The organism is Roseomonas sp. KE2513 (genome assembly GCF_016107305.1).
GTDB lineage: Bacteria > Pseudomonadota > Alphaproteobacteria > Acetobacterales > Acetobacteraceae > Roseomonas.
This window is the reverse complement of the sequence record NZ_RCVR01000011.1, coordinates 107,863-133,602: the sequence shown is the minus strand read 5'-3', so window position 1 is coordinate 133,602 and position 25,740 is coordinate 107,863. Positions and strand designations below refer to the sequence as shown.

19 protein-coding genes are annotated in these 25,740 nt (G+C 70.5%); 13 read left to right on the top strand and 6 right to left on the bottom strand.

Annotated elements, in window-relative coordinates; genetic code table 11:
• The first annotated feature begins 34 nt into the window (after nucleotides 1-34).
• Nucleotides 35-913 (top strand): 4-hydroxy-tetrahydrodipicolinate synthase, encoded by an 879-nt coding sequence (dapA, locus tag D9599_RS13485; RefSeq protein WP_198381746.1) that lies wholly within the window; start codon nucleotides 35-37, stop codon nucleotides 911-913.
• 4 nt (nucleotides 914-917) lie between these two features.
• Nucleotides 918-1,403: an SsrA-binding protein SmpB gene (smpB, locus tag D9599_RS13480; protein WP_198381745.1), complete on the top strand. Its 486-nt coding sequence runs from the start codon at nucleotides 918-920 to the stop codon at nucleotides 1,401-1,403.
• A gap of 10 nt (nucleotides 1,404-1,413) precedes the next feature.
• On the opposite strand, the gene D9599_RS13475 is transcribed toward smpB, so the two are convergent.
• From D9599_RS13475 to D9599_RS13455, 5 genes are all read right to left on the bottom strand, one after another.
• The gene (locus D9599_RS13475; protein ID WP_198381744.1) at nucleotides 1,414-3,771 is read right to left on the bottom strand and encodes an FdhF/YdeP family oxidoreductase; all 2,358 of its coding nucleotides are present in this window, start codon (nucleotides 3,769-3,771) and stop codon (nucleotides 1,414-1,416) included.
• A 223-nt stretch (nucleotides 3,772-3,994) separates the two neighbouring features.
• Nucleotides 3,995-7,096 carry an efflux RND transporter permease subunit gene (locus D9599_RS13470; protein WP_198381743.1) on the bottom strand — a complete coding sequence of 1,034 codons (3,102 nt, stop codon included), beginning with the start codon at nucleotides 7,094-7,096 and terminating at the stop codon, nucleotides 3,995-3,997.
• 24 nt (nucleotides 7,097-7,120) lie between these two features.
• Nucleotides 7,121-10,219 (bottom strand): efflux RND transporter permease subunit, encoded by a 3,099-nt coding sequence (locus D9599_RS13465; protein WP_198381742.1) that lies wholly within the window; start codon nucleotides 10,217-10,219, stop codon nucleotides 7,121-7,123.
• Complete coding sequence (locus D9599_RS13460; RefSeq protein WP_198381741.1) at nucleotides 10,216-11,520, bottom strand: efflux RND transporter periplasmic adaptor subunit; 1,305 nt, start codon at nucleotides 11,518-11,520, stop codon at nucleotides 10,216-10,218. Before D9599_RS13460 ends, D9599_RS13465 begins: the two co-directional genes overlap by 4 nt.
• Nucleotides 11,517-12,995, bottom strand: a complete 1,479-nt coding sequence (locus D9599_RS13455) for an efflux transporter outer membrane subunit (protein ID WP_309228620.1) — start codon at nucleotides 12,993-12,995, stop codon at nucleotides 11,517-11,519. The genes D9599_RS13460 and D9599_RS13455 overlap by 4 nt, the downstream gene beginning before the upstream one ends.
• 163 nt (nucleotides 12,996-13,158) lie before the next feature.
• Here D9599_RS13455 and D9599_RS13450 point away from each other — a divergent pair, with 163 nt between their 5' ends.
• The 10 genes from D9599_RS13450 (at nucleotide 13,159) to recO (ending at nucleotide 21,764) form a co-directional block, all read left to right on the top strand.
• Complete coding sequence (locus tag D9599_RS13450; RefSeq protein WP_198381740.1) at nucleotides 13,159-13,995, top strand: S9 family peptidase; 837 nt, start codon at nucleotides 13,159-13,161, stop codon at nucleotides 13,993-13,995.
• 59 nt (nucleotides 13,996-14,054) lie between these two features.
• Nucleotides 14,055-14,741 carry a sulfite oxidase-like oxidoreductase gene (locus D9599_RS13445; protein ID WP_198381739.1) on the top strand — a complete coding sequence of 229 codons (687 nt, stop codon included), beginning with the start codon at nucleotides 14,055-14,057 and terminating at the stop codon, nucleotides 14,739-14,741.
• Complete coding sequence (folK, locus tag D9599_RS13440; RefSeq protein ID WP_375373050.1) at nucleotides 14,698-15,252, top strand: 2-amino-4-hydroxy-6-hydroxymethyldihydropteridine diphosphokinase; 555 nt, start codon at nucleotides 14,698-14,700, stop codon at nucleotides 15,250-15,252. Before D9599_RS13445 ends, folK begins: the two co-directional genes overlap by 44 nt.
• A gap of 73 nt (nucleotides 15,253-15,325) precedes the next feature.
• Nucleotides 15,326-15,724 carry a DNA-directed RNA polymerase subunit omega gene (gene rpoZ / locus D9599_RS13435; protein WP_198381738.1) on the top strand — a complete coding sequence of 133 codons (399 nt, stop codon included), beginning with the start codon at nucleotides 15,326-15,328 and terminating at the stop codon, nucleotides 15,722-15,724.
• A gap of 22 nt (nucleotides 15,725-15,746) precedes the next feature.
• Nucleotides 15,747-18,065 carry a bifunctional (p)ppGpp synthetase/guanosine-3',5'-bis(diphosphate) 3'-pyrophosphohydrolase gene (locus tag D9599_RS13430; protein WP_198381737.1) on the top strand — a complete coding sequence of 773 codons (2,319 nt, stop codon included), beginning with the start codon at nucleotides 15,747-15,749 and terminating at the stop codon, nucleotides 18,063-18,065.
• On the top strand, nucleotides 18,062-18,478 hold the full coding sequence (gene acpS / locus D9599_RS13425; protein WP_198381736.1) for a holo-ACP synthase: 417 nt from the start codon (nucleotides 18,062-18,064) through the stop codon (nucleotides 18,476-18,478). The genes D9599_RS13430 and acpS overlap by 4 nt, the downstream gene beginning before the upstream one ends.
• Nucleotides 18,479-18,590: 112 nt before the next feature.
• Nucleotides 18,591-19,343 carry a signal peptidase I gene (gene lepB, locus D9599_RS13420; protein WP_198381735.1) on the top strand — a complete coding sequence of 251 codons (753 nt, stop codon included), beginning with the start codon at nucleotides 18,591-18,593 and terminating at the stop codon, nucleotides 19,341-19,343.
• 13 nt (nucleotides 19,344-19,356) lie between these two features.
• Nucleotides 19,357-20,040: a ribonuclease III gene (gene rnc / locus D9599_RS13415; RefSeq protein ID WP_198381734.1), complete on the top strand. Its 684-nt coding sequence runs from the start codon at nucleotides 19,357-19,359 to the stop codon at nucleotides 20,038-20,040.
• Nucleotides 20,033-20,968 (top strand): GTPase Era, encoded by a 936-nt coding sequence (gene era, locus D9599_RS13410; RefSeq protein ID WP_198381733.1) that lies wholly within the window; start codon nucleotides 20,033-20,035, stop codon nucleotides 20,966-20,968. The genes rnc and era overlap by 8 nt, the downstream gene beginning before the upstream one ends.
• A 43-nt stretch (nucleotides 20,969-21,011) precedes the next feature.
• Entirely contained in the window at nucleotides 21,012-21,764 is a 753-nt protein-coding gene (gene recO / locus D9599_RS13405; protein ID WP_198381732.1) for a DNA repair protein RecO, read from the top strand.
• On the opposite strand, the gene D9599_RS13400 is transcribed toward recO, so the two are convergent.
• Complete coding sequence (locus D9599_RS13400) at nucleotides 21,765-23,348, bottom strand: hypothetical protein (RefSeq protein ID WP_198381731.1); 1,584 nt, start codon at nucleotides 23,346-23,348, stop codon at nucleotides 21,765-21,767.
• Nucleotides 23,349-23,503: 155 nt separating this feature from the next.
• Between D9599_RS13400 and parC the strand changes: the two genes are divergently transcribed.
• Nucleotides 23,504-25,735, top strand: a complete 2,232-nt coding sequence (parC, locus tag D9599_RS13395) for a DNA topoisomerase IV subunit A (RefSeq protein ID WP_198381730.1) — start codon at nucleotides 23,504-23,506, stop codon at nucleotides 25,733-25,735.
• Nucleotides 25,736-25,740 lie beyond the last annotated feature (5 nt).

Here is a 25,740-nt window from a genome sequence, read left to right as displayed (position 1 = left end):
CATCACTCCACTCCCCGCCGCCAGGAAACGCCAGATGTTCAAGGGTTCGCTCGTCGCCCTCATCACGACCATGACGCAGGACGGCAAACTGGACGAGCGCGCCTTCCAGGACTTCGTCGCCTGGCAGGTGGCGGAGGGCACCCAGGGGCTGATCCCAGTGGGCACCACGGGCGAGAGCCCGACCCTCTCCCACGAGGAGCATCAGCGCGTGGTGGAGATGTGCATCGAGGCGGCGGGCGGGAAGGTTCCGGTGATCGCCGGCGCCGGCTCGAACAGCACGGCCGAGGCGGTGGCGCTGGCGCAGCACGCGAAGCGGGCGGGGGCTGATGCCGTGCTGGTGGTCACGCCCTACTACAACAAGCCGACGCAGGAGGGGCTTTACCTCCACTTCAAGACGATCGCGGACACGGTGGACCTGCCCATCATCATCTACAACATCCCGCCCCGCAGCGTGGTGGACATGAGCGTGGAGACGATGGCGCGGCTGGCGAGGCACCCGAACATCATCGGCGTGAAGGACGCGACGGCGAACCTGACGCGCCCGCTGCACACCCGCGCTGCCTGCGGCCCCGAGTTCTGCCAGCTGTCGGGGGAGGACCACACGGTGCTGTCGTTCCTCGCCGCCGGCGGCGTCGGCTGCATCAGCGTGACCGCCAACATCGCGCCGCGCCTGTGCCGGGAGATGCACGATGCCTGGGCGGAAGGAAGGGTGGCCGATGCCATGGCGATCCAGGACCGGCTGGTGCCGGTGCACGACGCCATGTTCTGCGAGAGCTCGCCCGGCCCGGTGAAGTTCGCCGCCAGCCTTCTCGGCAAGGGGACGGATTACTGCCGCCCACCTTTGGCGCCCATCGCCGAGGCCTCCCGCACGCGCGTCCGCACCGCCCTCAGCGGTGCCGGGCTGCTGAACTGAGCCCATGGCAGAACCCCGCAAGAAGGGCCTGATCAGCCACGGCGTCGCGGCGCAGAACCGCAAGGCACGCTTCGACTACAAGATCCTCGACACCTACGAGGCCGGCATCGCGCTCGTCGGGCCGGAGGTGAAGAGCCTGCGCGCCGGTCGCGCGACGTTGACCGAGGCCTGGGCCGGCGAACGCGACGGGGAGATGTGGATCTTCAACCTCTACATCCCCGAATGGCAGGCCGGCAGCGTGGTGGCCAAGTTCGAGCCGCGGCGTCCGCGCAAGCTGCTGCTGCACAGGAAGCAGGCCGAGACGCTGGCCGGTGCCATCTCGCGCGAGGGCGCGACGCTGGTTCCGCTTGATATCCACTTCAACGACCGCGGGCTCGCCAAGCTCACGCTTGGTCTGGCCGAGGGCAAGAATAAGGCGGACAAGCGCGCCGCCATCGCTGACCGCGAGTGGAAGCGCGACAAGGCCCGGGTGATGCGCGACCGGGGCTAGCGCGCCCCGCTCAGGTGGCGTCTATCCCGACGGGGCGGCCCTCAACGCGCGTGGTGTGGCCCACCGGCTCCAGCCCCGGCTTGCGGGTCTCGTCCGTCGGACGGATCCGCACCGGCACCGACTTGGCGGCGGGCGTCTTGGAATGCTCGTCGTGGTGCGTGACCGGCATCAGCGGGTTCATCTCGGGGTAGTAGGCGCCGAGGCAACCATCGGGCAGCGAGAAGGGCATGACGACGAGGCCGTGCACCTCGCGCTCGATCCCGTCGCCTGCATCGCTGACAAGCGAGACGACCTGCCCCTCGTGCAGCCCGGCGCGGCGCATCTCCTCGGGGTTGATCAGCATTACGTTACGCGTGCCCTCGATGCCGCGCAGCCGGTCACTGTAGCCGTAGATGGTCGTGTTGAACTGGTCGTTGCTACGCATGGTGATGAGGCGGTAACGGCCGGGCGCGTCCTCGAAGCCGGTGGAGGACATCACCTTCGGCGGCGTGAACATCGCCTTGCCGGCTTCAGTCTTCCAGATCCGCTCGCGCGCGGAATTGCCGCGGTAGAAGCCGCCGGGCGTGAACTTGCGCTCTTCGAAGTCGTGGAACTCGTCCGGGTAGGTTTCGGCGATCTGCTCGCGGATGCGGGCGTAGTCAGCCACCCACTCGTCCCACTTCACACGCGGATTTGGTGCGAGGGTCGCCTTCGCCATGCCGGCGACGATGGCCACTTCGGAGAGCAGATGCTCGCTGGCGGGCACGCGCCGGGCGATGGAGCCGTGGATGCAACTGAAGGTGTCCTCCATCGTCACCGTCTGCGGCCCGCTCGCCTGCTCATCCCTCTCCGTGCGGCTGAGGCAGGGCAGAAGATAGGCGACCTCGCCGTTCACGAGATGGCTGCGGTTGAGCTTGGTGGCGACCTGCACGGTCAGCCGCATCCGCGTCCAGGCCTCCTCCATCCGGTCGCGCTCGGGGATGGCCCGCACGAAGTTGCCGCCCAGGCCGATGAAGGCATGCACCTTGCCGGACAGAATGCCCTTGCAGGCGGCGACGGTGTTCATCCCCTCGTCCCGCGGTGGTTCGAAGCCGAACTGCTTCGCCAACCGGTCGAGCGGTACCAGCTCCGGCTTCTCGGAGATGCCGACGGTGCGCTGGCCCTGAACGTTCGAGTGGCCGCGCACGGGCGAGATGCCGGTGCCGTCCCGTCCGATATTGCCCTTTAGCAGGAGCAGGTTGACGAACATCGTCACGTTCTCGAAGCCGTGCACGTGCTGGGTCAGGCCCATGCCGTAGATGCCGATCACCCGGTCCGCCTCGACATAGACCTGGGCCGCGCCCTCGATCGCCTCGCGGGTGAGGCCGGATTCCGCCTCGATCCTCTCCCAGGGCGTCGCGCGGACCTGGGCCTCGAACTCCTCCAGCCCCTTGGTGTGCTGCTTGATGAAGTCCGCGTCCAGCACGCGGCGGCCGGTCTTCTTCGCCTCGTCGTCCGCGGCGAAGACGTGCTTGCACATGCCCATCAGCACCGCGATGTCGCCACCCGGCCGTACCTGGTGGTACTGGCTGCTGATCTTCGTCTCCTTGCCGGTGAGCATCTCCACCGGGCTCTGCGGGTTGGTGAAGGATTCAAGCCCCTTCTCCCGCACGGGGTTGAAGGTGACGATCGGCACGCCACGCTTGGCGGCATCCTGCAGCGGATGGAGGAAGCGCGGGCTGTTCGAGCCGGTGTTCTGGCCGAAGAAGAACATCGCGTCGCAGTTGGCTAGGTCTTGGAACACCACCGTGCCGACGCTCGCGCCGATCACCTTCTTCAGCGCCACCGAGGTCGTCTCGTGGCACATGTTCGAGCTGTCGGGCAGGTTGTTGTGGCCGTAGAGCCGGGCGAAGAGGGCGTAGATATAGGAGGTCTCAAGGCTCGCGCGGCCGGAGGAGTAGAAGACGGCCGACTTCGGGTCGATGCCCCGCAGCTCGCGCCCGATCGCCTCGAACGCTTCCCCCCAGGCGCAGGGAACGTAGCGGTCTGTCGCGCGGTCGTAGCGCATCGGGTGGGTCAGGCGGCCGGTCTGCTCAAGGTCATAGTCCGACCAGCCGCGCAGCTCGGTGACGGTGTGCTCCGCGAAGAAATCCGGCGTGCAGCGGCGCGTCGTCAGGTCCCAGAGGGTCGCCTTCGCGCCATTCTCACAGAATTCGAAGGCGTGATAGTCGGCGGGCTTCGCCCAGGAGCAGGAGACGCACATGAAGCCCTTCGGCTTGTTCTGCCGCGCGAGCGTCTCCATCACGGCGGGGGTGTTCCACTCCTCGCCGAAGATGCGGGCGATGCCCCGGAGCGAGCCCCAGCCACCCGAGGGGCTGTCGTAGTGAACCGTCTCGTCCTGATCGCTCATCCGACTGCCCCACCCGTTTCACCAGCGGCCGTGCCGCTTGCCGCCGGAGAATGGAGCCTCCGGTCAGGTCGGCAACGTCGAGGGAGTGGGCGCGTTTCCTGCGCCGCGGCTGGAGCCGCGCCAGGGCCGAGGCGGCGCGCGCTTTCACGGGGTAATTGCGCAAATAGATGAACGATTCTTCACAACCGGACCATGGGCCGCGTACGTCCGTAGCACCGCCCGGCTACTCCGCGGGAACCGCGTTCGCCACCTCGCCGCCCGCACCCCGCCGCCGGCGTAGCCGGTCGAGGGCGATGTAGACGGCCGGTGTGGTATAGAGCGTTAGCACCTGCGAGACGATCAGCCCGCCGATGATCGCGATGCCCAGCGGCGCACGAAGCTCGGACCCTGTGCCCGTGCCGAACGCCAGCGGCACCGCGCCGAAGAGGGCCGCGAGCGTCGTCATCAGAATTGGCCGGAAGCGCTCGCGGCAGGCGGCGAGGATCGCCTCCTCGCTTGTTCCCCCGAGCCGCCGCTCGTGCTCCAGCGCGAAGTCCACCATCATGATCGCGTTCTTCTTGACGATGCCAAGCAGCAGGATGACGCCGATCAGCGCGATCACCGTCATCGGCGTGCCCGTGACCAGCAGGGCCAGCAGCGCCCCGAGCCCGGCCGTTGGCAGGGTGGAGATGATGGTCAGCGGGTGCACGTAGCTCTCGTAGAGCACGCCGAGCACGACATAGATCGCGAAGAAGGCCCCGGCGATGAGCAGTGGCATGTCGCGCGAGAAGGCCTGAGCCGCCGCCGCATTGCCGCCGAACTGCGGCCGGATGCTGCTGGGCATGCGGATCTGGCGCTGCACCTCCTCGATCTTCTGCCGCACGTCCTCCACGCTCAGGCCGGGATCGGGGTTGAAGGAAATGGCCGCGGCCGGGAACCCGCCCTGGTGCGTGACCGCGAGCGGCGCCGAGGCCGGCACCACCCGCACGAGAGCCGAGAGAGGCACCTGCGTGGTCCCCTGGCCCGGCACGAAGATGCGGGAGATGTCGTTCGGCCCCTGCTGGAGCGATGGATCGACCTCCAGCACCACGCGGTACTGGTTGCGCGCGCGGTAGATGGTCGAGACCTGGCGCTGGGAGAAGGCGTTGTTCAGCGCCGCGTCGATCTCGGTCTGCGTCACGCCGAGGCGCGCGGCGGCGGCGCGGTCCACCTCCACGCGCGTCACCAGCCCGGCGCGGTCCTGGTCGCTGGTCACGTCGTTGATCCCGGGCACGGCGCGCAGCGCCTGCACCATGGTCTGGGACCACTGGCGCAACTCCTCCACGTCGTTGCCCAGCAGCACGTAGGAGAAGCTGCCGGAGTCCTGGCGTCCGCCGATCCGCACGTCCTCCTGGCTGCGAAGGAAGACCGCCGCGCCGGGGATGCGGCCCAGCGGCGCGCGCAGGCGGGCGATCACCCCCTCGACGTTGATGCCGCGCTCGGCGAGCGGCTTGAGGGTGATGTAGATTTGCCCCCGGTTCGCCGCGCCCTGGCCGCCATTCGAGCCGACCGTCGCGCCGACGCTCTCCACCGCCGGATCGGCGGCGATAATGGCTACGACCCGCCGCTGGAGTGACTCCATCGTGGCGAAGGAGGTGTCGGGAGCGGCCTGGGTGCTGCCCGTCATCAGCCCCGTGTCCTGGCTGGGCAGGAAGCCCTTGGGCACGATGACGTAGAGCCAGACCGTCAGCGCCATCAGCGCGATGGTGGCCAGCAGCATGCTCCACCGGAAGCGCAACAGCCAGCCGAGGCTGCGAATATAGCCATCCACCAGGGCCGACAGCCCGCCCTCGAAGGCGCGGGCGAGGCGGCCGGGCGGCTTCTCCGGCCCGCCGCGCTCCATCCAGGCCGCCATCATCGGCGTCAGCGTGAGGGAGACGACGCCGGAGATGCCGACGGCCACGGCCAGCGTCACCGAGAACTCCCGGAAGATGCGGCCGATGATACCGCCCATGGCGAGAAGGGGGATGAAGACCGCGATGAGGGAGACGGTGATGGAGAGGACGGTGAAGCCGATCTCCTTCGCGCCCGCGAGCGCCGCCTCCAGGGGCGAGAGGCCGCGCTCCCGGTGGCGAGCCATGTTCTCGATCATGACGATGGCGTCGTCCACGACGAAGCCGACGCAGATGGTCAGCGCCATGAGGGAGAGGTTGTTCAGCGAGTAGCCGATCCACCACATCACAGCGACGGTGCCGAGCAGCGAGAGCGGCACGGCCGCGCTGGCCGCCAGCACCGGTGCCCAGCGCCGAAGGAAGACGGCGACGACGCCGACAACGAGGCCGATGGTCAGGGCGAGCGTCGTCCGCACCTCCTCCACCGAGGCGCGGATGGTAACGGAACGGTCGCTCACCACCTCGATCCGCGTGCCGGCGGGCACCCAGGACTGGACCCCCGGCAGCATGGCGCGGATGCCGTCCACCACCTCGATCACGTTAGCATCTGCCTGCTTCATCACGACGAGCAGGATCGCGGGGCGGTTGTTGAACCAGCCGGCCTGGCGGCGGCTGCGCACGCCGTCCTCCACGCGGGCGAGCTGGTCTAGCCGCACGATCGTGCCGTTCGCGGCCTTCACGACGATGCCGCTAAAGGCCGCGGCATTGCCGATGCGGTCGTTTGTCTGGATGGCGGCGTTCTGCTCCGGTCCCTCGATGAAGCCGGTGGCCTGGGTGACGTTGGCGCCGGTGATGGCGGTGCGGATCGCGTCCAGCGAGACGCCGGCCGCCGCGGCCGCGGCCGGGTTCACGGCCACGCGCACCGCCGGCTGGTCGCCGCCGTTCACGGAAACCTGGGCCACGCCCGGCACCTGCGCCAAGCGCTGAGCGACGAGCGAGTCCGCCGCGTCGTAGACGGCGGGGCCGGTGATGGTCTCGGAGGACATCGCCAGGATCATCACCGGTGCATCGGCCGGGTTGATCTTGCGGATGGTGGGCGGCGTGGGCAGCCCCGAGGGAAGGTCCTGCCGCGCGCCGTTCACCGCCGCCTGCACGTCCCGCGCCGCGCTGCGCTGGGTGCGGGAGAGATCAAACTGGATGATGATGACCGTGCTGCCGAGGGAGGAGTAGGAGGTCATCTCCGTCACCCCCGGGATGGTGCCGATCCGCCGCTCCAGCGGCGCCGCGACGGTCGCGGCCATTGTCTCGGGACTCGCGCCGGGCTGGCTGCCGGTCACGACGATGGTGGGAATGTCCACCCGCGGCATGGCTGCGATCGGCAGGCGGAAAAGGGCCACCAGCCCGATAAGCGCGATGCCGATCGCCAGGAGCGAGGTGGCGATGGGCCGCGCGATGAAGGGCCCCGAGATGCTCATTGGGCGATGCTCATCGCGTGGCCTCTACTCCGCCGGCACGGCGGTGGGGCGCCGTTGCAGCCGCGCGCGCACCCATTCGAGCGCGAGATAGACGGAAGGCGTGGTGAAGAGCGTTACGAGCTGGCTGAGCAGCAGCCCGCCGACGATGGAGACGCCGAGCGGCAGGCGCAGCTCCGAGCCGGCGCCGTGGCCGAGCACGAGGGGCAGCGCGCCGAGAAGGGCGGCCAGCGTCGTCATGGTGATCGGGCGGAAGCGGAGCAGCGCCGCCTGGGTGATGGCCTCCCTCGGCGCCATCCCGTGCTCGCGCTGCGCGTCGAGGGCGAAGTCGATCATCATGATCGCGTTCTTCTTCACGATCCCCATGAGCAGCAGGATGCCGATGATCCCGACCACTGAAAGGTCGAGGTCAAAAAGCTCGAGCGCGAGCAGCGCTCCGATGCCGGCCGACGGCAGGGTGGAGAGGATTGTCAGCGGGTGGACGAGGCTCTCGTAAAGGACGCCCAGGGTGATGTAGATCACCACCACCGCCGCCAGGATCAGCCAGGGTTGGCTGCGGAGCGAGGAGCTGAACTCCGCGGCATCCCCGGCGAAGCGGCCGGTAATGGTGGAGGGCACGCCGAGCTGCCGGAGCGTTCCCTCCACCGCCGTGACCGCGCCGCCGAGGGAAACACCCTCGGCAAGGTTGAAGGAATAGGTGACGGCCGGAAACTGGTTCTCCCGCGTTACCTGCAGCGGGCCGGAGCCACGGCCAATGCGGGCGACCTCGGAAAGGGGCACGACGGTCGCCGTGCCGTTGGTGCTGCCCGCCACCCGCAGCAGGCCAAGTCGGGTGGGATCAGCCAGGAAATCCGCCGAAGCCTCGAGGATGACGCGGTACTGGTTGTTGGCGGCGTAGATGGTTGAGATCTGGCGCTGGCCAAAGGCGTCGTAGAGGGCGTCGTCGATCACCTGCATGGTCACGCCCAGACGTCCGGCGCGGGCGCGGTCCACGTCCACGGTCAGGCGCAGGCCCTGCTGCTGCTGGTCGCTGGAGAGGTCGCGCAGCTCCGGCCGCTGCCGCAGGGCGTCGAGGATACGCGGCGACCAGGCGTTCAGCGTCGCGGCGTCGGCGTCCACGATAGTGAACTGGTACTGGGTCGTGCTCGCCCGCGCGCCGATCTGGATGTCCTGCACGGCAGAGGGATAGCTCACGATCCCCGCGATGCCGGCCAGCCTGGGCGAGAGGCGGGCGATGATCTCCTGCGCTGTCTCGTTGCGCTCGTCGCGCGGGCGCAGCACCGCGGTCACGCGGCCGCCGTTCAGCGTCGCGTTCACCGTGCCGGCACCGACCACGGAGGTGACGGAGAGCACCGCCGGGTCCGCCCGCACGGCATCCGCCACCTGCCGCTGGAGGGCGGACATCCGGGAGAAGGAGACATCGCCCGGCGCCTCGGTCGCGATCTGGATCAGCCCCGTGTCCTGTGCCGGCAGGAAGCCCTTGTCGATCACGACGTAGAGCCAGCCCGTCAGGACCACCGTGCCGAGCGCCACCAGCAGGGTGAGCGCCTCGAAGCGCAGCGTGACCGCGAGCGCCCGGCGGTAGGCGCCGAGCAGGGCGTCAAAGACGCGGTCCGCTGCCCGCGCGACGCGGCCCTTCTCCTCCGCGGCGGGGCGCAGCAGCAGCGCGCACATCATGGGCGTGAGAGTGAGGGAGATGACCATGGAGACGAGCACGGCTGCCGTCAGCGTCTCCGCGAATTCCCGGAACAGGCGGCCGACGACCCCCTCCATGAAGAGCAGCGGGATGAAGACCGCGATGAGGGAGACGGTGAGCGAGACAATGGTGAAGGCGATGCCCTTCGCGCCCGCATAGGCAGCGGGGAGAGGGGGCATTCCATCCTCGATGTGACGGACGATGTTCTCGATCATGACGATGGCGTCGTCCACCACGAAGCCCGTCGCGATCACCAGCGCCATGAGGGAGAGGTTGTCGAGCGAGAAGCCCAGCCAGGACATGACGGCGAAGGTGCCAATGAGCGAGAGCGGCAGCGAGACCGCCGGCACGATGGTCGCGCGCCCCGAGTGCAGGAACAGCCAGATCACCGCCACCACCAGCACGGTGGAGAGAACCAGCGTCAGCTCCACCTCCCGCACGGAGGCGCGGATCGTCTCCGTCCGGTCGGAGACGATGGACATGCGGATCCCCGCGGGCAGGCCGCGCTCGAGGTCCGGAAGCTGGGAGCGGATGCGGGTGACGGTATCGACGATGTTGGCGCCCGGTTGGCGCTGCACGTCGAGGATCACCGCGGGTTCTCCGTTGAACCAGGCGGCGTTGCGGTCGTTCTCCAGCCCTTCCACCGCTTCGCCGAGGTCGCGCAGGCGGATGGGCGCGTCGTTGCGATAGGCGACGATCACATCGGCGAAGGCGGCCGGGGTGGTGATCTGGTCGTTGGACATGATGGTCGACGCCTGGCGCGCGCCGTCCAGCGAACCTTTCGGCGTGTTCGCGTTGGACGAGGTCACGGCCGTCCGCACATCGGCCATGGAGAGGCCGTAGCCGGCGAGCCGCGCCGGATCGATCCGTAGGCGCACCGCAGGGCGCATGTTCCCCTGCACCGTCACCCGGCCCACCCCCGCCGACTGCGCGAGCTTCTGCGCGAGCAGCGTGTCCGCCGTGTCGGAGAGCCGCGCGATCGGCAGCGTATCGGAGGTAAGGGCAATTGTAATGATCGGCGGGTCCGCCGGGTTCACCTTCGCGTAGAGCGGCGGGTAGGGAAGGGTGCTCGGCAGCGTGCCGCGCGCGGCATCGAGCGCGGACTGTACGTCCTGCGCGGCCTCGTCGAGGTCCTTGTCGAGCGCGAACTGAAGCGCGATCCGGCTCGTCCCCGGGCCGGAGGTGGAGGTCATCACCGACACCCCTGCGATCTGACCGAGCTGCCGCTCCAACGGCGCCGTGACCAGCAGGGCGACCGTATCCGGGGAGGCGCCTGGAAGTTGGGTGGAAACCTCGATCGTCGGGAAGTCCACCTCCGGCAGGGAGGAGACCGGCAGGCGCAGGTAGCCCCAGAGCCCGACCAGCAGCACCGCGATCGACAGCAACGTCGTCGCGACCGGCCGGGAGATGAAGGGGGCCGAGATGTTCAATTCGGCGCCCCCGTTGCGGGCTGGGCATCCGCCGTCCGCCGCGGGCGCGGCCCGGCTGGCCGCGCGGGCGCCGTGTCGTCGGAGAGGGCGACGGTGGTGCCCGCGCTCAGCCGCAGCCCGCCCGAGGTCACTACCTGCTCCCCGGGGCGGAGGCCGGACTGCACGACGGCGTCGGCCTGGGTCATCTGCCCGACCGTCACTGGCCGCTGCTCGACGGTCCGGTCCTCCTTCACGACGAAGGCATAAGTGCCGTCCGGGCCGCGCTGGATGGAGACGAGCGGCACCACGGTCGCCTGCGGCACCACCTCGATGCGCAGGCGCAGGTTCACGAAGGCGCCGGGCCAGAGCACGCGGTCCTCGTTCGGGAAGGTGGCCTTCGCCTTGATGGTGCCGGTGGTGGGGTCCACCGCGTTGTCCACCGTCAGCAGCGTGCCGCGGGCGGTGGGCGCATTGCCGGGGCCGGGCAGGGTCTCGACCGGCACAGGGCCGGCGGCCATGGTCCGCAGCAGCCGCGGCAATTCCTGCTGCGGCAGGGTGAAGGTGACCCCGATGGGCGCCATCTGCGTCACCGTGACGATGCCATTGGTGTCCGAGCCCCGCACGATATTGCCGGGATCGACCTGGCGGATGCCCACCCGCCCGGCGAGCGGGGCGCGGATAGTCGCGAAATCGAGTTGCGTGCGGGCCTGCTCGATGGCGGCCTCGTCCTGGCGGACCTGGGCCTCCAGCATGGCCACCTGCGCACGCTGCGTGTCCAACTGCTGGCGCGTGACACCCGCGCCCTGCGCGAGGCCCTGGTAGCGCTGCAGGTCCACCCGGGCATTCGCGAGCTGCGCCTGGTCGTAGGCGCGCTTGCCCTCGGCCTGCTGTAGCGCGGCCTGAGCGGCGCGGTCGTCCACGCGCGCCAGCACGTCGCCCTTGGCGACCTCCTGCCCCTCGCGGAAGTTCACCTCCATGAGCTGCCCATCGAGCTGGGTGCGGACCACCACGCTCTCGAGCGGCACGACGCTGCCGAGCGCGTCCACGGTCAGCGGCACGTCGCGCTGCATCGCCTCGGCGACGGTCACTGGCACGGGGATGCCGCCACCCGGCCGGCCACGGCCGCCTGGTCCTCCCCCGGCGCCGGCGCGCTGCCGCCCCGGGCCTGGTCCGACGGCGCCGCCCTGCTGCCCTTGGGCCCCTGCCTGGTCATGCGCCGCGGAGGGGTCGTTGGCGCCCCGGTGCTCCCACCACCACCAACCCGCGCCGCCGGCGCCCGCCAGCAGCACGAGGGCCAGGAGCCATCCCGAAATACGCCTCATCGGCTCCCCTCCGACACGCCCGCTCCCGCCGGGGGAGTGGCCGATGAAATCCTGATCGCGCCGCCTCCGGAGACGCCCGGGCCCCAGCCGCCGCCGAGCGCCCGGAAGAGCCCGACCGCCGCCTGGAACCGCTGCAGCCGCCCGCGGGAGAGGTTCCGGCGCGCCGTGAACAGCGTGAGCTGCGTGTTCAGCAGCGTGATCAGGTTGATGATCCCGCCCCGAAGCTGCTCCTCAGCCACCGAACAGGCCCGCGCCGCCCGCCGCTCCGCCTCGGCCAGCAGGCGCTCCTGCTCGGTCGTCTCCCGCAGCGCCGCCAGTGCGCTCTCCACGTCCGAGAGGGCGGAGAGGATCGCCTGGCGATAGGCTGCCAGGAGCTCCTCCGCCTGGGCGCGCGAGAGGGCGATGCGGCCGCGCGTGGCGCCCGCGTCGAAGACGGTCTGCACGAGGTTGGCCGCGATGCTGTAGAACTGCGCCTCCGGCCGCAGCAGCGTGCCCAGCAGCGCCGACTGGAACCCGCCCTGGGCCGAGAGGGTGATATTGGGATAGAGGGCCGCCCGCGCCACCGCCACGTCCGCATTCGCCGCCGCCAGCGCCGCCTCCGCCGCCAGCACGTCCGGCCGCCGCGCCAACAGGGCGGAGGGCAGGCCGGGGGCGGGGGAGGGGACGTCGAGCCCCTCGAAACCCTCCCCGATCACGTCCAGTTCGGTCGGCGCGAGGCCGATCAGCACGGCGAGCGAGGCTGTGTTCTGCGACACCGTCTGCCGCAGCGGCGGCACCGCCGCCTCCTGCTGGGCCACCACAGTCTCCTGTTGGGCGAGGTCCAGGCCGGTCGCGGTGCCGGCGGCCACCTGTTGGCGGATCACGTTCAGCACCCGGCGCGCGGCCGCGAGGTTCGCCTCCTGGATGCGGAGCGAGTTCCGCGCCTCGAGAATGGTGAAATAGGTGTTCGCGACCGAGGCCTCAGTGGTCAGCAGCACGGTGCCGAGGTCGAAACGCTGCGCCTGGGCGGCGAGGAGCGCCGCCTGCAGGTTGTTCCGGTTCTGGCCCCAAAGGTCCAGCTCGTAGGAAGCGGCGAGGTCGGCCGAGTAGCGGCGGATAGCCGCACCGCCCTGGCCGGTGCGGCTCCGCTGCGTGCTGCCGCCCGCCGTCACCTGGGGAAGCAGCGCCGAGCCTGCGATCTGCGCGGAGGCATCGGCTTGGCGCACGCGCGCCTCCGCCTGGGCAAGGTCGAGGTTCTGGGAGGCGATCCGGTTCATCAGCCGGTCCAGTTCCACCGAGCGGAAGCCGCGCCACCAGTCGGGATCCGGCCAAGTGGCCCTGGCATCTGGCCGGGCCTCGCGGAAACGGTCCGGACCGCTGGCGATGCCGGGAATCGCGTCGGGCAGCAGCGCGCAGCCGCCGGGAAGCAGGCCCAGGATGGTCCCGAGCATGATCTGGCTTGTGCCCCGTCGCGTCGCGCGGGGGGGCAGGGTCACTGACATCTCGTCTTGCACACCCGTATAGTAGGCGGGAACCGGGCCGGACCCCATGCCTCGTTACCCTTCGCCACTGATGCGGCGGGAATGCCGCACCGCCGCGGCAGGCCTGCCACAGGCCGCCCCGCCACGCCGTATCATGGGCCGGCTTTCAGCTCTCTTGATGGCCTTGCCACTGGTCCTCGCGGCCTGCACGGGGGCGCCCGTTACTGGGGCCGACACGATCATCGTCAAGGTCCCTGGCGTCGATGGGAGCCTGAGGCCGATTCCCGCCCGGATCTGCCTGCCCGACGGCAGCGGCCCCGCGCGACTCGTTGTCGTCAACCACGGCTCGCCCGGGCAGGCGGCGGCGCGGCGGCGCTACGGGCTGCTGAGCTGCGACTCTCCGGTCGCGCGGCACTTCCTCGCCCGCGGGCAGGCGGTGCTCGCGCCCCTGCGACGCGGCTACGGCACCGATACCGGGCCGTTCATGGAGGGCTATGGCCCTTGCAATGCCCCTAACTATGCCGCCGGGGCGCGGGAGACGGCTCACGACATCCGTGCCGCCATCGCCGCGGCCCGCGGGATGCCGGGTATCGCGCCCGATGGCATCGTGGTCATCGGCCAGTCCGCCGGCGGCTGGGGGGTGCTCGCCCTCGCGGCCGACCCGCCGCCCGGCGTCTCCGCCATCATCGCCGTGGCACCTGGGCGGGGAGGGCACCGGGACGACCTGCCCAACAACAACTGCGCGCCGGGTCGCCTCGTTGCCGATGCCGGGCGGCTCGCGGCGGAGGCCCGGCCAAGCGCCCTGCCGCTGCTCTGGATCCATACGCCCAACGACACCTTCTTCGGGCCCGCACTGGTCGCCGAGATGCAGGCCGCCCATGCCCGCGCAGGCGGCCGCTCCACCCTCCTGCAGCTTCCGGCATTCGGCACGGACGGGCACGACATGTTCTATGCGGGAGCCGGCGAGCCGGTCTGGGGACCGCCGGTCGACGCCTGGCTCGCCTCCCATCCCTGAGAACCCGTCGCGCAGGGTCCCAGTTGCATCCGCGCGCCAGCGAGGGCACCTCTGACGCCATGACCGACAGCAGCACGCCCGCCGGCAAGCCCGAGGGCCTCCTTGAGGGCATCAAGGAAAAGCTCATCCGCACCAAGCAGCGTTGGGCGGAGGAGGGCCGGTTGCTCACCGGCACCGCCGGCGACCCGGATCGGGATCGCCTGCCGCCCGGCCAGCGGCTGGTGACGGACTGGCCCGTCCTCGACCTCGGCATTCAGCCGGCCGTGGCCGAGGCGGCGGCGCGGCTCGACATTGATGGGCTGGTAGGCAATCCGCTCTCCCTCTCCTGGGCTGAGCTGATGGCACTGCCGCAGGAGGAGCGGCGGAACGACATCCACTGTGTCACCCAGTGGTCGCGTTACGACAACGACTGGCGAGGCATCGCGATCATCGACCTCCTCGCGCAGGCCGAGCCGCGCCCGGAGGCCCGCTTCGTCACGATGGAGTCGCATGACGGCTACACGACGAACCTGCCGCTGGACGACCTCGCCCGCCCGGAGAACCTTCTGGCCACGCACTGGGACGGCAAGCCGCTCAGCCGCCAGCACGGCGGCCCGCTGCGCCTCGTGGTGCCGCATCTCTATCTCTGGAAAAGCCCGAAGTGGATCCGGCGGATCACCCTGATCGCCGAGGACAAGCCCGGCTTCTGGGAGGTGCGCGGCTATCACGACCGCGGCGATCCCTGGCGGGAAGAGCGCTATTCCTGAGCCCGCGGGGCAGGGGGATACGCTCGTCGCCATCGGCGCCAACCTGCCGGGGGCCGACGGCGCGGCCCCTTTGGCTACCTGCCGGCGCGCCGCGGCGGCACTGGACGGGTTGCTCGGCCTCTCTCTCGTCGCTGTCTCCCGCTGGTGGGAAACGGCGCCCGAGCCGCCGGACCCCGACAGCCCCTGGTACGTGAACGGCGTCGCCCGGCTGCGGGGCGCGGCAGAGCCGGCGGCCTTGCTGCGGGCGCTGCAATCCATCGAGGACGCCGCCGGGCGGGTGCGGCCCTATCCCAATGCGCCGCGCACGCTCGACCTCGACATCGTGGCCATGGGCGGGCTGGTGCGGGCGGTGCCGGACCCGGTGCTGCCCCATCCACGCGCCCATATGCGCCGCTTCGTCCTCGTGCCCCTGGCGGAGGTCTGGCCGGACTGGACGGACCCGGCGAGCGGCCGTAGCGTATCCGAAATGCTCCGCTCCCTGCCGGACGCTCCCATGCGCCCGGCCGGATAGGGCTGGCCTTGCCTTTGGATCGGCGGCTCTCTATGTCATCCCTTCGCCCCGTACACAGCTTAGGGAGTCCGCCATGGCCCGCGTCACGGTCGAGGACTGCATCCTTCAGGTTCCCAACCGCTTCGATCTCGTCCTCCTCGCTGCCCAGCGCGCCCGCGCCATCTCGCGCGGCGACGAGCTGACGGTCGACCGCGACAACGACAAGAACCCCGTCATCGCGCTGCGCGAGATCGCCGAGCAGACCGTGGAGCTCGATGGCCTTGAGCAGGACATCGTGAAGTCCCTCCTGCGCGCCCCGGAGCCGGAGCCCGTGGAGGAGGAGGTCATCGACCTGATCGCCACCGACGAGAACATCTTTGGCGTCATGGACGTGACCGAGGAGAGCGCGGGCGAAGCGGGCATGCAGGTCGAGGATATGTCCGGCGACGACCTCGAGGCCGCCATCGCGGCCGAGCTGGGCGGCCGCCGCTGACCGCGCGCAGCCGCAGCACCCGATGAGCGACGGCGCCGGGACACCCATTCTCCCCGGTGCCGTCACGGGCCCCCTCTGGGCGCCCGAGGGCGTGGTCAGCCGCGGCCCTGCAAGGCTGGAAGCCGGCAGCCCCGAGGCAGATCCTGGCAAGGCCCTCGCCGCCCTCGTCACCGGCTACGACCCGCGCGCGGACGGGGCGCTGATCGAGAAGGCCTACCGCGTCGCCGAGGCCGCCCATCGCGAGCAGAAGCGCGACAACGGCGACCCCTATATCGGCCACCCGGTGGCCGTTGCGAACATCCTCGCCGGTTACCGGCTCGACGCCGCCACCATCGCCACCGCCCTTCTCCACGACACTGTGGAGGACACGGGCGTCACCCTCGCCCAACTCAGCCGCGACTTCGGCTCAGAGGTCGCGCGGCTGGTGGACGGCGTGACGAAGCTGACGCGGCTTGAACTCCAGTCCGAGCGCACGAAGCAGGCCGAGAATTTCCGCAAGCTGGTGCTGGCAATGAGCGAGGACATCCGTGTCCTCCTCGTGAAGCTGGCCGATCGCACGCACAACATGCGGACACTGCACTTCGTCCCCCAGCAGCACCGGCGCGAGCGCACGGCGCGGGAAACGATGGAGATCTACGCGCCGCTGGCCGAGCGCATCGGCATGCAGGCCGTGAAGGACGAGCTGGAGGACCGCGCCTTCCGCGAGCTCCAGCCCGACGCCTCCCAGACCATCACCGCCCGCCTTTCCTTCCTCCGCGGACAGGGCGCGGACCTGATCGCCGAGATCGCGGAGGACCTGCGCCGCCGGCTGCGGGACGCCGACGTGCCGGTGATCGATATTCAGGGCCGGGAGAAGTCGGCCTATGGCATCTGGCTGAAGATGCATTCGAAGAAGGTCGAGTTCGAGCAGCTCTCGGACATCATGGCCTTCCGCGTCATCACCGACGACAAGGCGAACTGCTACGCGGCGCTGGGCGCCGTGCATTCGGCCTATCGCGTCGTCCCCGGACGATTCAAGGACTACATCTCCACCCCGAAGCCCAACGGCTACCAGTCCCTGCATACCGGCGTAACGGTGCCGGAGCGGCGCAACGCCAAGATTGAGGTGCAGATCCGCACGCCGGAAATGCACGAGGTCGCGGAGTTCGGCGTCGCCGCCCACTGGATCTACAAGCAGGGTCCGGACGGGGTGGTGAACGCCGCCCGCGACCGCAAGCGCTTCCCCTGGGTGAAGGACCTGCTGGAAATCCTGGAGAACGCCGGCGAGGCGCAGGACTTCCTCGAGAACACGAAGCTCGCGCTCCACCAGGACCAGGTCTTCTGCTTCACGCCCAAGGGCGACCTGATCGCCATGCCGCGCGGGGCGACGCCGGTGGACTTCGCCTACCACGTCCACTCCCAGATCGGCGATTCCTGCGTCGGCGCGAAGATCAACGGCCGCATCGTGCCGTTGCGCCACCAGCTCGAGAATGGCGACCAGGTCGAGATCATCACCGCCCGCGGCGGCACGCCCAACCCGGCCTGGGAACGCTTCGTCGTCACCGGCAAGGCCCGCGCCCGCATCCGGCGCACCGTGCTCGCCCGCCAGCGGGAGGAGAGCCGCGAGAATGGCCGCCAGGCCATTGCCCGCGCCTTCCGCCAGGAGGGCCTGGACTTCTCCGAGCGCATCGCCGAGCCCGCGGTAAAGGCGCTCAAGCAGCCAGGCTTTGAGGAACTCTGCATCGCCGTCGGCAACGGCAACATCACGGCAAGGGACGTGCTCCACGCCGCCGTGCCGGAGCTGCGCGGCCCGCCACGCCCCGCCGTTACCGGCCTTGAGGCCCTCGCCCTCACCCGCGCCCGCGGCAAGCCAGGTGCCACCGTTGCCCGCGGCCCGCGGGAGAGGGAGGTGGCGCATGGCATTACCGGCCTCGTCTCCGGCATGGCCGTCAGCTTCGCCGGCTGCTGCCACCCCGTTCCCGGTGACCGGATCGTCGGCATCGTCTCCACCGGCCGGGGCGTGACCATCCACAAGCAGGAATGCCACACGCTGGAGGCCTTCGCCGCCACGCCCGAGCGCTTCATCGACGTGGACTGGGACGCCCAGCCCGGTGCCGCCGGGGAGCACGTCGCGCGCCTCTCGGTCGTGACCTCCAACGAGGGGCCGGCCATCGCGGGCATGACCACGGCCATCGCCAAGCAGGAGGCGCGAATCCAATCCCTCCGTTTCCTCCACCGCGCCGCCGACTTCGCGGAGCTGAACGTGGACCTGGAGGTGAAGGACCTCCGCCACCTCTCCAGCGTCATCGCGGCCCTGCGTTCCCTGCCCGGGATCGAGCAGGTGGAGCGGGCGAAGTCGTGATCCTCGGGCTTGGCAACGACATGGTGGACATCCGCCGGATCGAGCGGACCATCGCGCGCCACGGCGAGCGCTTCCTCGCCCGCATCTTCACGGAGGCCGAGCGCGCCAAGGCAGAGCGACGGGGCGAGCGCACGCGGATCGCGACCTACGCGAAGCGATTCGCGGCGAAGGAGGCGGCGTCCAAGGCGCTGGGCACCGGCTTCCGTGCGGGGGTCTTCTGGCGGGACCTCGGCGTGGTGAACCTGCCCTCCGGTCAGCCCACGCTGCGCATGACCGGCGGCGCGCTGGCGCGGCTGGAGCGGCTGGTGCCGGTCGGCCATGCGCCGCAGGTGTCGCTGACGATGACCGACGAGTACCCCTATGCCGAGGCGGTGGTGATCATCTCCGCCGTGCCGCTCCAGCCCCTTCCTTGACAGGCGCGCCCTTCTGGCGCACCCACCCGCCCTGCGGCGGCCCGACCCGACCCCCATTCATGGGTTTTTGGGGGCGTTCGGCCGGCCGGCTGGGGCCGCGAGCATTACCACCATGACCAAGAAGTCCTCCGGCGGCTGGCTGGAGAGCCTGAAGACGATCCTCTACGCGGGCCTCATCGCCGTTGGCATCCGCACCGTCGCCTTCGAGCCGTTCAACATCCCATCCGGCAGCATGATCCCGACGCTGCTGGTCGGCGACTACCTCTTCGTCTCGAAGTATTCCTACGGCTATTCCCGGGCCTCGCTGCCCTTTAGCCCGAACCTCTTCCGCGGCCGCGTCTTCGGCAGCCTGCCGGCGCGGGGCGACGTGGCCGTGTTCAAGCTCCCGCGGGACGGGGTGACCGACTACATCAAGCGCATCGTCGGCCTGCCCGGCGACCGCATCCAAGTGCGAGGTGGCGTGCTGCGGGTGAACGGCACTCCCGTGAACCGCGTGCGGGTCGGCCCTTACACGGTGGAGGGCGACGGTCCCCGCATCACGGTCAACCTCTTCCGCGAGACCCTGCCGCCGAGCGCCAATGGGCCCGGCCGCACCCACGAAATTCTGGAGGCCTCCGATGACGGCCCCTACGACAACACGCAGGAATTCGTCGTTCCGGCAGACCACGTCTTCGCCATGGGCGACAACCGCGACAATTCCCTCGACAGCCGCGCCACGAACTATGTCGGCTTCGTTCCGGTCGAAAACCTCGTCGGCCGCGCGGAGTTCATCTTCTTCTCCTGGGACGGAACGGCGAATTGGTGGGAAGTCTGGGCTTGGCCCTTCTCCGTTCGCTGGAGCCGCATCTTCTCAGGCGTCCGCTGATGAACCCCTTGCCGTGAAAGCTCCCGTCGCAGCCCTGGCCCTGCGGCTGGGTCACGACTTCAACGACCCGGCCCTGCTCGAACAGGCGCTTACCCACCGCTCCGCCGCTGACCCCAAGCGGAACCAGCTCGACTCGAATGAGCGGCTGGAATTCCTGGGTGATCGCGTCCTCGCGTTGCTGATGGCCGAGTGGTTGTCCGAGCGCTTCCCGCAGGAGCGGGAAGGGGAGCTTGGCAAGCGCCTGGCTGTGCTCGTCGCGGCCGAGACGCTGGCCAAGGTGGGCGACGTGATCGGCCTCTCCGCCGCGCTCCGCATTCCCCCCGCCGAAGGGCGCACCGGGCTGCGCCAGCGCGCCAACGTCCTCGCCGACGCGACCGAGGCGCTGATCGGCGCCCTTTATCTCGACGGCGGACTGGAGAAGGCGCGCGCCTTTGTCCGGCGGGAATGGATCGGCCATATGGAGGCCGATGCCACGCCCCCAATGTCTGCCAAGAGCCGGCTGCAGGAATGGTCGCTCGGGCGCGGCATGGGCCTGCCCGAATACGTGACCAAGAGTGCCGAGGGCCCTTCCCACGCCCCTGTCTTCACCGTTTCGGTGCGCGCCTGCGGCAAGACGGCCGAGGCTTCGGGCGAGAGCAAGCGCGGCGCCGAGCAACTGGCGGCCGAGGCGCTGCTGAAGGAACTCGGCCGTGGCTGAGGAAAGCGGCGCCCCGCCGGAGACCACCTCCCAGGGCCCGACCCGCGCTGGCCTGGCCGCCGTACTGGGCGCGCCAAATGCCGGCAAGTCCACGCTGGTGAACCGGCTGGCGGGGGCGAAGGTCTCGATCGTCTCTAACAAGCCGCAGACCACACGCTTCCGCATCCGCGCCATCTTCAGCGAGGGCCCGGCGCAGGTGGTGCTGACCGACACGCCCGGCATCTTCGCCCCGCGCCGCCGGCTGGACCGCGCCATGGTCGCGGCTGCCTGGGGCGGGGCCCAGGACGCGGACGTGGCGATGCTGGTGGTGGATGCCCGTGCTGGCATTACCGATCCCCTGCGCGCCATCATCAGGAAGCTCGCCCAGGGCACACCGCCGCTCTGGCTCGTGCTGAACAAGACCGACCTGTTTGACACCAAGCGCCTGCTGCCTCTGACCGCCGAACTGACGGGCCTGCTCACCTTCGCCGACACCTTTATGGTTTCCGCCGAGACGGGCGACGGCGTGGACCGGCTGCGCGCCCGGCTCTGCGAGGCCATGCCCCTCGGTCCTTGGCTCTTCCCCGAGGACGAGCTGTCGGACGTGACCGACCGGATGCTGGCGGCCGAGATCGTGCGCGAGCAGATCCTGCGCCAGACCCACGAGGAGGTTCCCCACCACGCCACGGTGGAGACTGAATCCTGGCAGGAGCGCAAGGATGGCTCCGTCCGCATCGACTGCACGATCTATGTCGGCCGCGCCTCGCAGAAGGCGATCCTCATCGGTGATCGCGGCTCCCGAATCCGGGAGATCGGCCAGAGGGCGCGAGCCGAACTGACGAAGCTGCTCGAACGGCCGGTGCACCTGTTCCTGAACGTGAAGGACCGGCCGGGCTGGGATGAGGAGCGGGGGAGGCTGCGGGCCCTCGGCCTGGAGGACCTCGACTAGCAGGCCGGTGGCGCCGCCCGCCGAGGCGCCCCATCTTACTGGCATGGAATGGACCGCCCCGGGCATCGTGCTGGAGGCCCGCCCGCTCGGCGAGGGCGGCGCCGTGGTGACGCTTCTCACGGAGGAGCACGGCCGCCACGGCGGCTTGGCGAAAGGCGGTGCCTCGCGCGCGCAAGCCGCGCTCTGGCTACCGGGGAACCTCGTCGATGCCCACTGGGTTGCCCGCTTGGCCGACCAACTCGGGGCGCTGAGCGGAGAGCTGGTCCATCCAACGGCGGCGCTGGCCATGGAGGACCCGCTGGCCCTCGCGCTGCTCTCCTCCGCCTGCACCGTTGCGGCCGAGGCCCTGCCGGAGCGGGAGCCGCATCCCGCTGTCTTCCGCGCCCTCGTGCCGATCCTCGCCCACCTCCAGCGCGGGGCCGAGGAGGTGGTGCCGGACTACCTTCACTGGGAGGTCCTGCTCCTCTCGGAATTGGGCTACGGCCTCGATCTCGCGCGCTGCGCCATGACGGGGGACACGGAGGGGCTCACCCATGTCTCTCCAAAATCCGGTCGGGCCGCGCGGGCGGATATTGCCGCCCCCTATGCCGACCGGATGCTGCCCCTGCCGCCCTTCCTGCGGGACGCCAGCCTGCCGAGCGGCCCCGCCGACTGGGCTGCCGCCCTCCGCGTCACCGGCCACTTCCTCGCGCGCGACGCCTTCGGCACGCGCCACCGCCCCATGCCGGCAGCACGGGAAGCCCTGGCCGACCGGATCGCCACGCGGGCGGAACCTGCCGGCCAGGCGCCCGGCTGATCAGGGCGCGGGCCGTACGAGCACGAGGTTGACCTCGCCACCCTTGTTCTCGAGCAACCGCACCCGGAGATAGGCGGGGCGCGGCTCGGCCGGGATCTCCAGCCGGGAGGCGAGCCCCTCCGCGTCGTCGTTCTCCGCCAGCACGGCGCCGCCGGCGTCGAGCAGCTCCAGCACCGTATCCAGTCCCTCCGCGAGGCCGAAGGTCATCGCCAGGGCGGGGCGCCCGTCGAAAGGCAGGGCGACCACGGCCTGCCCATCGGCCTCCACCGTCAGCCGGACGGCCTCCCCGAGGACGAGGGCGGGGCGCCGCGAGGCCCCCTCCACGTCGCCCGCGCCCGGTGTGCCCTCCGAGGTGCCGGCCACCGCGATGTCGAAGCCCCCGCGCGCGTTGTTCAGGAGGCTGGCCCGTACGAAGGCCGCGCGGCCGCCGGTGGTCACGCGGGAGGCGAGGCCGCCGCCGCCATCGTCGTCCTCGGACAGCTTCCCGCCCTGGGCATCGAGCAGGGCCAGCACCGTGTCCACCTCGTCGCCGAGGTTGCGCGTGACGATGGTGAGCGGCTGCCCCTCCGGCAGCGCGAAGAAGGCCTCGCCCCCGCGGTCCAGCTCCACGTGGACGACCTCGCCGGAGGTAAGCGGCGGCCGGGCGCGGGCGGCCTCCAGGCTGGTCGGGAAGTCGGCGGCGAGGGGATCCTCGCGCTCCAGCACGAGCTCGAAGCTGCCTGTACCGCCGACGAGCGAGGCGCGCAGCGTGAGCGGCTCGTTGGCCGCGCGACCGATCGGCAAGAGGGAGGCAAGCCCGTCCCCGCCGTCATCGTCCTCGGCCAGCACCGTGCCGTCGGCGTCGAGCAGCGCGAGGGCGGTGTCCGTTCCGGAGGAGAGGCCGCGCGTGCGGGCGGTGAGGTTCGAGCGATCGGCGGGAAGGGCGAAGAAGGCCTGCTGGTTGCGCCGGAGGCGGACGCGGACGGGCTGGTCCACCGCCAGCGGCGGACGGCTGGCTGCCTCCGCCTGGCTTGCCGCGAGGTCGGAGGGCGGCTGGACGGGAACGCGGGTGAGCACCACCTCGAAGCGCCCGCCCGTGTTCTCGAGCGTGCCCACGCGAAGCAGCCGCGCGCCGTCGCCGGGCTGGATCTCGAGGCGGGAGGCGAGGCTCTCCTCCCCGCCGTCGTCGTCCTCCGCCACCACCTCCCCGGCGTCGTCGAGGGCGGCCACGATCGTGTCGGCGTTGCGCGACAGGCGGCGGGTGGCCACGGCCCAGGCCTCGCCCGCTTCGGGCGCGATGCGGAAGAAGGCGCTCTGCCCGCGGGGGAGGCTGACCCGCACGGGCCGGTCCGGCGCGAGCGGCGGCGTGCGGGCGGCATCGGCCGCGCTCAGCGCGTAGGCAGGCGTGTTCGGTGCCGCGGGCCGGGCGGGCTGTGCGGGCGCGGGGGGCGCGGGGTTCTTGAGCGGTCCGCCCTGCACGGGCCGGAGAGCTTCCGCCGGCTGCGCGAAGGCCCCTGGCGGCACCAGCGCCCCGAGGGCGAGCAGGAGGATCGCGCCCCCGGCCCGCGAGGCCACAGGCGGCCGGATCGATCGACGCTGAGCCATGGGGTCCTCCGCTTTGTTCCGCCTCTGCTATACGGCCCCAGCCGCGCGCGGCAACCAACACATCCGTGGCCGGGCGCGCTCACCCTGGCGCCGGGCGCCCCAGGCTGCTAAATAGTGAACGCTGGAACGAAGAGAGAACAGGGCCCCCGACGACCATGCCCGACGACGTAAAGACCATTCCCGAAGGCGGCCGGATCAACGAGACCCCGCTCGCGGGCGCCCTGTCCGAGCGCTACCTCGCCTATGCCATGTCCACGATCATGTCCCGCTCGCTGCCGGACGTGCGGGACGGGCTGAAGCCGGTGCACCGCCGGCTGCTCTGGGCCATGCAGCAGCTGAAGCTGGACCCCGCCGGCGGCTTCAAGAAATGCGCGCGCGTCGTGGGCGACGTCATCGGTAAGTACCACCCGCACGGCGACGCCTCCGTCTACGAGGCGCTGGTGCGGCTGGCCCAGGAATTCGCCGCCCGCTACCCGCTGGTGGAGGGGCAGGGGAACTTCGGCAACATCGACGGCGATAACGCCGCCGCCATGCGATACACCGAGGCGAAGCTCACCGAGGTCGCCAAGGCGCTGCTCGACGGCATCGACGAGGACGCTGTCGATTTCCGCCCCACCTATGACGGGGAGGAGCAGGAGCCGGTGGTGCTGCCGGCGGCCTTCCCGAACCTGCTCGCCAACGGCTCCAACGGCATCGCGGTGGGCATGGCGACCTCCATCCCGCCGCACAACGCGGGCGAGGCCTGCGCCGCGGCGCTGGAGCTGATCCGCAACCCCGAGGCGACCACGGCCGAGCTGCTGGCCCATATGCCCGGCCCGGACTTCCCCACGGGCGGCATCATGGTGGAGCCCGCCGACAGCATCCTCCAGGCCTACGGGACCGGCCGCGGCGGCTTCCGGCTGCGCGCCCGCTGGGAGGTGGAAAAGCTCAAGAACGGCACCTGGCAGGTCGTGGTCACGGAGATCCCCTACCAGGTGGGCAAGTCCCGCCTGATCGAGGGAATCGCGGAGCTGCTGGAGGCGAAGAAGCTGCCGCTCCTGGCCGACGTGCGCGACGAGAGCACGGACAAGGTGCGGATGGTGCTGGAGCCGAAGACGCGCAGCATCGAGCCGGCGATGCTGATGGAGAGCCTCTTCCGCGCGACGCAGCTCGAATCCCGCATCCCGCTGAACATGAACGTGCTGGACGCGACGCGCACGCCGCGCGTCATGGGCCTGCGCGAGGTGCTGCGCTCCTGGCTGGACCACCGGCAGGTCGTGCTGGTGCGGCGCTCCTCCCACCGGCTGGCGGCCATCGAGCGGCGGCTGGAGATCCTCGACGGCTACCTCATCGTCTATCTCAACCTTGATGAGGTCATCCGCATCGTCCGAGAGGAGGACCACCCGAAGGAGGCGCTGATCCGCACCTTCGGCCTGACGGACACGCAAGCCGAGGCCGTGCTGAACATGCGCCTGCGGGCGCTGCGCAAGCTCGAGGAGATGGAGATCCGCCGCGAGCACACGAAGCTCACGAAGGAACTCAAGGGCCTGCAGCGCCTGCTCGGCAGCGAGAAGGCGCAGTGGGGCCGCATCGCCGAGGAGATCGAGGAGGCTCGCCAGAAGTTCGGCTCCGGCGCGCTGGGAGACCGCCGGACGACGCAGACCGAGGCCGTGGCCATCGCCTTCGACGAGGCGCAGTTCGTCGAGCGGGAGCCCATCACCGTCATCCTCTCCGAGAAGGGATGGCTGCGCGCGGTGAAGGGTCACATCGAGGACACGGCGGCGCTGAAGTTCAAGGAGGGCGACAGCCTCGCCATGCACCTCCACGCCGAAACGACGGACCGGATCGGCCTGCTCGCCTCAAACGGCCGCGCCTACACGATCAAGGCCGATGCCGTGCCGCGCGGGCGGGGCGACGGGCAGCCGGTGCGGCTGATGGTGGAGTTGGGCAACGAGGACAACATCCTCTCGGCTTTCGTCTTCAAGGAGGGGCAGCGCTTTCTCCTCGCCTCCGCCACCGGCCGCGGCTTCGTCTGCAAGGCGGAGGACCTGCTGTCTGAGAAGCGCACGGGCAAGCAGATCCTGGTGGTGGACGCGCCCGATACGCTCGTCGCCTGCGCGCCGGTCGAGGGCGACACGGTCGCGGTGATCGGCGAGAACCGGAAGCTCCTCGTTTTCCCGTTGGAGCAGGTGCCCGAGATGACGCGGGGCCGCGGCGTAGCACTGCAGGGCTATCGGGACGGCAAGCTGTCGGACGTGAAGGTCTTCGCCAAGGCGGATGGCCTCACCTGGCGGCTCGGCGACCGGACGCGCACGGAAACCGCGCTCGCGCCCTGGCGCGGCAACCGGGGCGGGGCCGGCAAGATGCCGCCGAATGGCTTCCCGAAGTCCAACCGCTTCGACGGGTAAGCCTG